3 protein-coding genes and 1 pseudogene are annotated in these 8,655 nt (G+C 35.8%); all 4 read left to right on the top strand.

Annotated elements, in window-relative coordinates:
- Nucleotides 1-478: 478 nt before the first annotated feature.
- Nucleotides 479-1,567 carry a DUF3792 domain-containing protein gene (locus ACFILZ_RS08500; protein ID WP_375610873.1) on the top strand — a complete coding sequence of 363 codons (1,089 nt, stop codon included), beginning with the start codon at nucleotides 479-481 and terminating at the stop codon, nucleotides 1,565-1,567.
- 821 nt (nucleotides 1,568-2,388) lie between these two features.
- Nucleotides 2,389-2,748: pseudogene (locus tag ACFILZ_RS08505) on the top strand (hypothetical protein).
- A 632-nt stretch (nucleotides 2,749-3,380) separates the two neighbouring features.
- Nucleotides 3,381-4,745, top strand: coding sequence for an MFS transporter (locus ACFILZ_RS08510; protein ID WP_375610872.1), 1,365 nt, complete (start codon nucleotides 3,381-3,383; stop codon nucleotides 4,743-4,745).
- 1,386 nt (nucleotides 4,746-6,131) lie between these two features.
- Entirely contained in the window at nucleotides 6,132-7,064 is a 933-nt protein-coding gene (locus ACFILZ_RS08515) for an abortive infection family protein (RefSeq protein WP_375610871.1), read from the top strand.
- The last annotated feature ends 1,591 nt before the right edge of the window (nucleotides 7,065-8,655 follow it).

The raw sequence follows: 8,655 nt of genomic DNA on the forward strand, positions 1-8,655 counted from the left end.
CGTGTAACATATTAACAAATATGATGTCATAACAATTCAATAAGCTTTTTATTTAACTTAATCCATAATCTTTTATAACACTATGAATGAACGTTACTGATATTTATTTTTATCTTTAAATGCGCCTTCTAATCTCATTTTATAAATATTCTTCCCATAAAAACAGTAACACTTTTATAAAAATAAGCAGATATACCCCCTACTTTATAAGCTAGAAACCAATAAACGATAGTATCCAATTTTTTTAAATTATTCTCTCTCATGAGAAATTCTATGATAATATGATAATAGTATACGGATAGACCGCCTTTTTTCAGACATGAGTGAGGTCTTTTGAATTGTATAGCCACATTTTACTTCTCATAACAAACATTTGTTTAAAGTATTTTCCTATTCCTTTTTGGCTCATATCTATTCCTTTTTGGAACATAATTAGCAAAAAGGCATTGTATCTCCAGCATATTCAAGGAGATAAAACATGGAAACTCGCATTCCTGAAAACACACCATTTGAGACGAATTTTCTAGGAGAAACATCTCTAGAAGAAAAATATTCACTCTTTCACACACCCATTTCATGGTCCGCAATCTTTGCGGGACTGGTGACGGCTCTTGCCACCTCAATCTGCCTCTCTTTTCTGGTTGCAGCTTTAGGCTTAAGCCAAATGGATTTCACTTCTTCAACCCCATTTGAAGGCTCTTTCCTCTCCTTTGGCGTGGGTTCTGTTATCGTTACACTGATTAGCCTAGCCTTGGGAGGCTTTGTCGCTGGACGTTTTGCTGAAACCTCAGGGACTCTTCATGGCTTTCTCACCTGGGCTCTCATAACATTGCTGATGACCCTCCAAGCCATCCACGTGGTTTCTAGTACAGCAAAGATAGGAGCTAAAACGGCTCTAGAAAACAGCTCCATAGTCCAACAAACCGTTGACAGCCTAAAAAACAATATTTCCCCTATACTTGCAAACTTAAACAGCGAAAGTCTTGAACAGTTTTTTGCAAAAAATAGTGACAATGATATCAATTTTGACCAGCTTGGGAGTGAATTGCGCACCCTTCTCAATAAAAGCGACATTCCTGCTCTCAACCCTGATCGCTTAAAACAAACCTATCAAGCTGCACTCAATGATATTGGTTCTGCGATAACAGCTTTTAAAAATGATCCGTCTCACTATCGCACCACTTTAAAAAATCTTGGTGAACGCCTGTCTGATCGTGTAGAAGATCTCACGACAAAATTTGATCGAAGTGATATCATCAATGCCCTTGTGACCGATGGCATGTCCCGTGCGGATGCACAAACAGCAGCCAACCGTGCCGTCCAACTCTATCAAAGAGCAGAGGAAAAGACCGAAAAAGCCATCAAAGTCCTTGAAGAACGGGCAGAAACACTCTCAGACAATCTTGAGGATACGATCAAGGGCGCCAAAAACACTGCGACTAAAGCCACAAAAACAGCCTCCAATATGGGGTGGTGGGGCTTTTTAGGAAGCCTCATAGGTGCCGTAATTTCCAGTGTTTTTGGCTATTATGGTTATAGAAGCCGTAAAGACACTTTCATGCTTTAAAACGTCTACCTTTAAAGCAAATATATAAAAAGCTGCACTATGCGTGCAGCTTTTTTGCAAAATTTTCTTGATTTTTCATGCTTTTCAACACAACAAGAATTTTCGAAATCTACGTGAATCTTTTATAATCGTGAGAGACAAGATTCAAAATAAAAGATTTTTTTCAATAATTCTATTTTTTTATGTTTTTCCTTTAAAAAACTTCTTAAATGAAGTGTTGACTCCATCGATTATATATATGCCGTTACAGCATAACAAATATGCGGCTATTGCTCTATTTTTTCCATTCAAGCCAAACAAATTTCGCAGAAAAATATTCCTCTACGATCAACAACTTTTCTCAATATGGAAACCATTTTACATCTCATGTAAGAGGGAGCATTATGCGGTTAACATTTCATCCACACACAATATGAGAGAATAAGTTGAATTCTCTAATACAAAGGGAATACCAGCCTACCCAATTATCTATTCTCAACAAAGCAACACTCTCACCACTTCAATACCAGTATTTTAGTTTGAGGATATGAATACATATTTACATTCTAGATTAAATGTATCAAATAAATAATGAACATAAAATCTATCAATAAACAATGGCTTAACTTTACATGCTTCAAACAAAGGACAAAATTCTATAATCATGCGTTATTAATTCTTTTGTAAATATTTTTATCAGATATCAAAAATCGTACCATTACTTTCAATACAAGAAACCGACATAAAAAATTTCATATTGAATTACCAAAATAGTCTTTTACAAATTGCGATATTAGAGCAAAAACTTCATTGGCTAATTATATGAAAAAATAAAATAGAAAATGCACTTTAATAAATATAAAGCAAATCGTTTTATAAAAGAATATGTAAAAAACCATAAATCACCTTATGATCATGTATTTGTGATTCAGATATTGAGTTCAGTTTTGCACAATCGTTTGAAAAAAAACGATGAGATTAAAGTTTATGCGCAACTGCCTAAATGGTTTAAAATTGATACACCTCTTGGATCATATACTCCCAATTAGGCTGTATTATTCGAGCAAGATGGGCAAGAAAAACTGTATTTTGTTGTGGAAAGCAAAGGAAGTATTTTCGAAGACATCTTGCGCGATCTGGAAAAAGCAAAACTCTATTGCGGTCATGAACATTTCAAAGCTTTAGAAGAAAATACCCAATAAAACTTTTATCAATCAAGCAATTTAAAAAGATACCATAACAACTTGAAAAAATGTTTGGGTTATGGAAACAACCCTCCCTTGTTGTTTATAAAATGCAACTTTTTCCTACTCTATAATTTTCAAACTCTTCCTTATAACCGATTTTAATTTTTATTAAACAATCAAGAGATTGTCGAACATTTTTCAGAAAGGGCAGCATATTTAATAAAAGAAAATTATAAACTATTGAAAATACATTTGACACCCAAATAATCATTTAATCATAAAAAATGATATATAAACAAACATTGGATTTTTAAGTCAATAATTTGATTTATAAAGATTTTAACATTTTCCATGTTAAATAATAAATGCAAATGGAGCAGGCATGCACGTCTAGGTTCTGCTTTTGCTCTCATACAGATTGAATTGACAGCGAATAGACTCCTCGATAAACTCATTGACATCAGCTTAACTGATGGCTTAATTCTAGAGAAAAAGGCGGGTTATACACAAGGGGACCATCAGCACTTCCAATCACATTCATTCCAATATCAAAATTGCAGATATCACAAATGCGTGTTCATTCTTAGAGCTCTGTAATTTATGACGCAGGCCCCATATCTAAAATAATATCTGTAGGTAGCATGATCATGCAAAAATTAGATTCCTATACCAAATCAGAAAAATATGTCATATATACCGTCATTATTTCCAGCATACTTCCTCTGCTAGACGGGAGCATTGTCAATGTCATCCTTCCGGACCTTGCGCGTTATTTTTCCGTGGAAGGAAATAATATACAATGGGTTGTCACGTCCTATTTTCTAGCCACCGTTCCAGGACTGCTGATGTCCGCTTTTGTGCAAGGAAGAATAGGTATAAAAAGAACTTGGCTCCTTGCAAGCTTCATTTTTATGCTTGGCTCACTGGGGGTAGGATTAAGCTATAATTTTCCAACCATTATATCTGCCCGTATTATTCAAGGGTTCGGGACAGGCCTTTTGCTGCCCCTTAGCCAAACCATTATTGCGTTACAATTTGGGCAGACACGAGTGCGCCAAGCCATGGGCACCATAGCCGTACCAACGGTTTTTGCTCCTGCCTTTGGACCGCTTGTAGGAGCTTCATTTGCTCAGTATGTGTCTTGGCGTTTGTTATTTTTTATTAATATTCCGCTTATTTTATTGGCACTCACCCTTGGAGCAAAACATTTAAAGAGCAACGAAACAACAAAAACAAAATTTAACTTATTTGCATTTTTAGCATTTTCTATATCGCTTCTCTCGTTTTTTTACCTCACAGAAGCCAGAAATATAAATAACCACAACGCCCTCTTTATCCTAGCACTTATAGCAGTGATATCTCTCATATTATTCATTGTTTCTAATCAGAAAGCAAAAAACAAATTAATCGTCTTTAGCGGATTTAAAAATGCGCGCTATACATTGCTCATGATCATGGGGCTTGTTGCTTCATTTCTTTTTTATAGTTTCCTCGTTTATTTCCCACTAGCCATTGCCATGGAACAAGCCCATGAAAATAGCCTTCTCATCATCGGTGCAGTCCTAGCTCTGCAAGGAGTGGGTGCATGGATTGGAAGGAAATTTATTTACCAAAAATGGAAAGAAAAATCTCCCTTTTTCATGATAGGAATTGGTTTGGTGATATCAAGCTTTGGGTTATTATGCTTCGGCTATAATATAAGCATGGATGGACTTGGATTCTTGCTAAGAGGCATAGGGCTTGGCATTACCACCATTGTATGCCTTTCCGCCCCTATCCAATATGTCAATAGTTTATACGTCAAAGATACAGCCGTTATCACACGCATATTACAGCAAATAGGTGGAGCCTTAGGGGGTGTATTTGCTGGCTTTCTGCTACATTCGTTAACAGAGCAACACCTTTCCTTAAGTCAAACATATCTCATATTCTTCCTCTTCTCTATCGCTACATTTTTACTGTTTTGCCTAGCCCTCCTCTTATCGCGTAAAGAGAAGAATTTTTATGTATGATATGCTTTATTTGAACTCCCTATCCATAACATTTGCAACGGTGTATAAAATTATACAGCCTTTACCACTGTTAAGGAATACCAATGCGCTAGAACCTTTGCCCCAGCCTTCATCATTCTATAAAAGAGCGTTAAACCGACAAGCTCCTTAAACTCTAAAATCGGACACCACTGATAACAGACAGCGTTTGTAATTTTATGAGCCCTTTGTTCTATGAGACACCTCTAAAAACCTATTGAAATATGCGATTTTCTGAATAGTATCTTTGGAGGTGTCCACAGAGGACAACATGATTTTCAATCCAAGATCCCATAAACGCACTAACAAACGCCCCTACAACACCAGTATAGAATACGCCGCCCAGCCCCCAAAGCTGATCACTTTTCACGACGCATCGCGGTGTGGAAAATCGCACCGCACTTTCAAACCAAGTTATTTCATTCACCCTATATCACACTTCTTTGATCACTATGGTTTGGTAATTGCAACGGGATTAAGTGAATAAAGCAACAAAAACAGCTGGTAAAACAGCATCTTCTCTCTATTTTGTTGTTAACTGTTATAACAAATCTCCCCCGCTTTAAGAACAAAGGCTTTCCTCTTTGAGGGAGAAGTTTTTAAAACATTGAAAATCGTAATACACAATGACATACGGGAAACCATCTTTAAAAAAATTGTTTTTTTGATTTTTACAGTGTGCTTTTAGATTTCCCTACCTTTAAATTTTTCTTGTAAGTTTTACGGCAAAAGAAGCTTTTCAGAGCTTTTTTACGCCTAATTTCATTGCTTAAAGCTCCCTTACAGAGACGATAATTGTTTATATTTCTTCTTTAGCAAGTATGCAAGATTAACAGCGGATATCATAAAATAGCATTTTTAGTGAAAGCAATAAACTTGACGAGATAAACGAGATTGCTAAACTTCTCTCTTGTCCCACTTGAGCTCTTTACTGGTTATGCAAATAAAGCGCCCCATCTGCTCTTTTTGACAAGCAAAGAACACACGCAACATTTTTTTCTAACATACTATTGTTGAAATTCTTGTCACAAAACCTTCCGTTCAGGGATTATGCGCATTGCCTGCTTCCTTCTCTTCAATAAACAATCTGCCAATAAAGAATGCTATTGCAGTTACGATAATACAAAATTATACTTCTGTTCTCATTCTATATTTTTCGAATTATCACACATTATTCACCCCCCTTCACTGCTTCACTGTTATAACAATGAACGAAGAAAAAAATTAAAACACAATATGGCATTTCTCTTTCACAAATCTTATATAAGCCACAAAATTGTTGCGCGACTTTCTATGCAAGGTCAAGCAATAAAATCATACTCTAAAAACCACTCCACACACCACTTTTTGATATTATAAAGCCATAAAATGCAATTATCATCCCCGCAAAAAATATCTCAAAAAAACAAAATTCCTCCTGCAATCATTGGACTACTTCCTCCAATGTTTGCGTACCATTATACGCATAACGAGTTAGATGAATTGTTTATTGCATCATTTGCTCCTTCTGAAATTCCAGAAGGTACAAAAATCCAAAAAGTTAAAGTGTGGCTACGTGTAATCAATTCTCAATGCGAAGAACCACTTGAAGTCCTTGGTCCCCTGCTTAGTGATTTTATGGAAAAAGAATATTATGATCCAGACCCTACCGGATTGAATTCATCGTTATACAAAAAAACTCTACAGTTAAAAGAAGACCAACGTAAAGTTTTAGAAACGTTAAAGAAAGATAGATTAGAATATCAGCGTGGAGGATATATTATCAAGAAGGAGCTGACCTCCACACAAGAATTGCAAAAAGCTGGTCTCCTCTCTACAGAAGAGCTACAAAAACGTATTACAGAGAAAGAACTTTCAGCAGTAGAAATCGAAATAAATAGGGCATTAGAAAATATAGAAAAAGATCCAAGGGAGGCAGTTCTATTTGCAGCAAATCTATTGGAAGCCTCTTGCAAAGCTTATCTCGACCACCATTCTATCCCATATGCAGAAAACGCCCATAATACGCTGCCCTCTTTATGGGAAAAAGTCGTTAAGAAAGCTAAGATCCATCCCGAAGATATGAAGAAAGAAAACTTAAAAAATCAAGATCTAGATGAAAATGACTTAAAAATGATCACATCCGGTCTGTATCAAGTTGTGCATGGTACTATGAATTTAAGAAACAAGAAAGGTGCAGCGCACGGCCGCTCAAAAAAGGATTTCGAACTAATCAATCTCAAACCTCGCCATGCGCGCTTAACTTTTAATGCCGCCCATTCTCTCTCAATTTATATCTTAGAGCTCATGGATCAGCCATAATTAAAAAACTTTAGAAAAAACATATCACGACTACCAGCATTTTCTCATGCCATTTTTAATGCCTAAAAAGCATTAAAGGGGGGCTGCTGCTACCCTACAAAACCAAATATTTCTATAGCATGACAGAATGAGTAATCACACCACCCTATAGTTCTCCTTTTCCCCGCGTTTCTAGGCTCCGCTTCTAAAGTCAGTGGGCAATTTCTGTAAATGCAAAAGGCGCCCTTAAGGATGGCGAATGAGGATGGTGCAAAAGTATTGCCTTGATTATTTTTTTTTAAGAACAAACTAGCTGGTGTACTATTTTTGGAAAGCTCTCGTGCAGAAATATTATGATGGAGAAGCTAGTCATTATGATAAAAACACAAGTCTTAACTCCCTAAAGAGAGAGAATCTGAGCTTAGATTTAATTCCTACAAAGCCTTTATGCGCGTAAATTAGATACCTATACGTTCTTCCCCTACCTTACTTAATCTTATAATAAGACAGCTCCTTATAAAAAACAGCACTATTCTTACTACTATAGCCAAGATTGATGGTGACATTAATGATCTTTATGATGACATTCAAGTCAATTCAAGTTCTAAAAATGATGAATTAATTGTCTCTGTTTTTTATTCTGAAGATGCACCATTACTTGAGCACGCCACAGGTGATGTTGTTCATATTGCATATGATCAATCATGCGATTGTGGCTATCATGGCCATACCTTACACCTGAAAGGAAGAACAGCAATTTTTTATAATATTTATAGAAACTTCAATTTCTGTACACGATTTTACAAATGTCTTAAATCTTCAAGGTTGCACTCTTTCGGCTACAGATATTCAACTCATTATAGTCAATCAATTTGAGAACGGTGTTGGCGTTTTATTGTTTATTGATTCACGTTACGATATTGAAAGAAATTCCCTTTTCTCATCGCTCTCATCCTCTTATCTGATAAAAGACATTATCAATAAATCACAATTTTTCCATGTTTGCTTTATGCAGAAATCTCAATTTATTCGCTCCTCAAGCTCTGAAAAAATAAAATCCTTTTTTCAAACGTCTGAATATCCTATAGAGCTTGATGGTGATTTAGTATAAATTAAATAAGATAAGATTATAAACTTCATCGATAAGTTCTTCATTATCACTGGAACCTTATACGTTTTTTTCCTTGCTCTTAGAGCAATAAGCTCTTTCCATAAAAGATTTTGCATAAGCTAACACACGACCTTTAAAGTAATTTTCACAAAAGTGTATTTAAGGTAGGGTAAGAAATCATCTGATTTGTACCTCATTGTACTGAGGCTAGAGATACTAGCTTTGGACAGTGTGAAATAAGAAGCACTTGAGATACAAGAACGCCCTTATTTTTTCTAGTAGACATATAATTTTGTGCTCTGAAGATTATCCAATCTTCTCTTTAAGACTTAAGAGCCCCCTCCCCTCGGTATAGCCTTCTCTATAGCTTATAAAACCCAATATTCCTATAACGGGATAAAATTTAGTGATCACGTACTCTATGGCCTTCCCCTTACCACTGCCAGTTTCGGTTCAAACATCAAGACCAATGGCTGCAAAAGCAAAAAGCTTCCCCTTCTT

The sequence above is a fragment of the Bartonella sp. AP40SXNS genome, from assembly GCF_042195825.1.
GTDB lineage: Bacteria > Pseudomonadota > Alphaproteobacteria > Rhizobiales > Rhizobiaceae > Bartonella.

What these genes read in the sequence shown, in the direction of transcription:
- ACFILZ_RS08500 (WP_375610873.1), top strand. Translation starts at nt 479, where the DNA reads ATGGAAACTCGCATTCCTGAAAACACACCATTTGAGACGAATTTTCTA.
- ACFILZ_RS08510 (WP_375610872.1), top strand. Translation starts at nt 3,381, where the DNA reads ATGCAAAAATTAGATTCCTATACCAAATCAGAAAAATATGTCATATAT.
- ACFILZ_RS08515 (WP_375610871.1), top strand. Translation starts at nt 6,132, where the DNA reads ATGCAATTATCATCCCCGCAAAAAATATCTCAAAAAAACAAAATTCCT.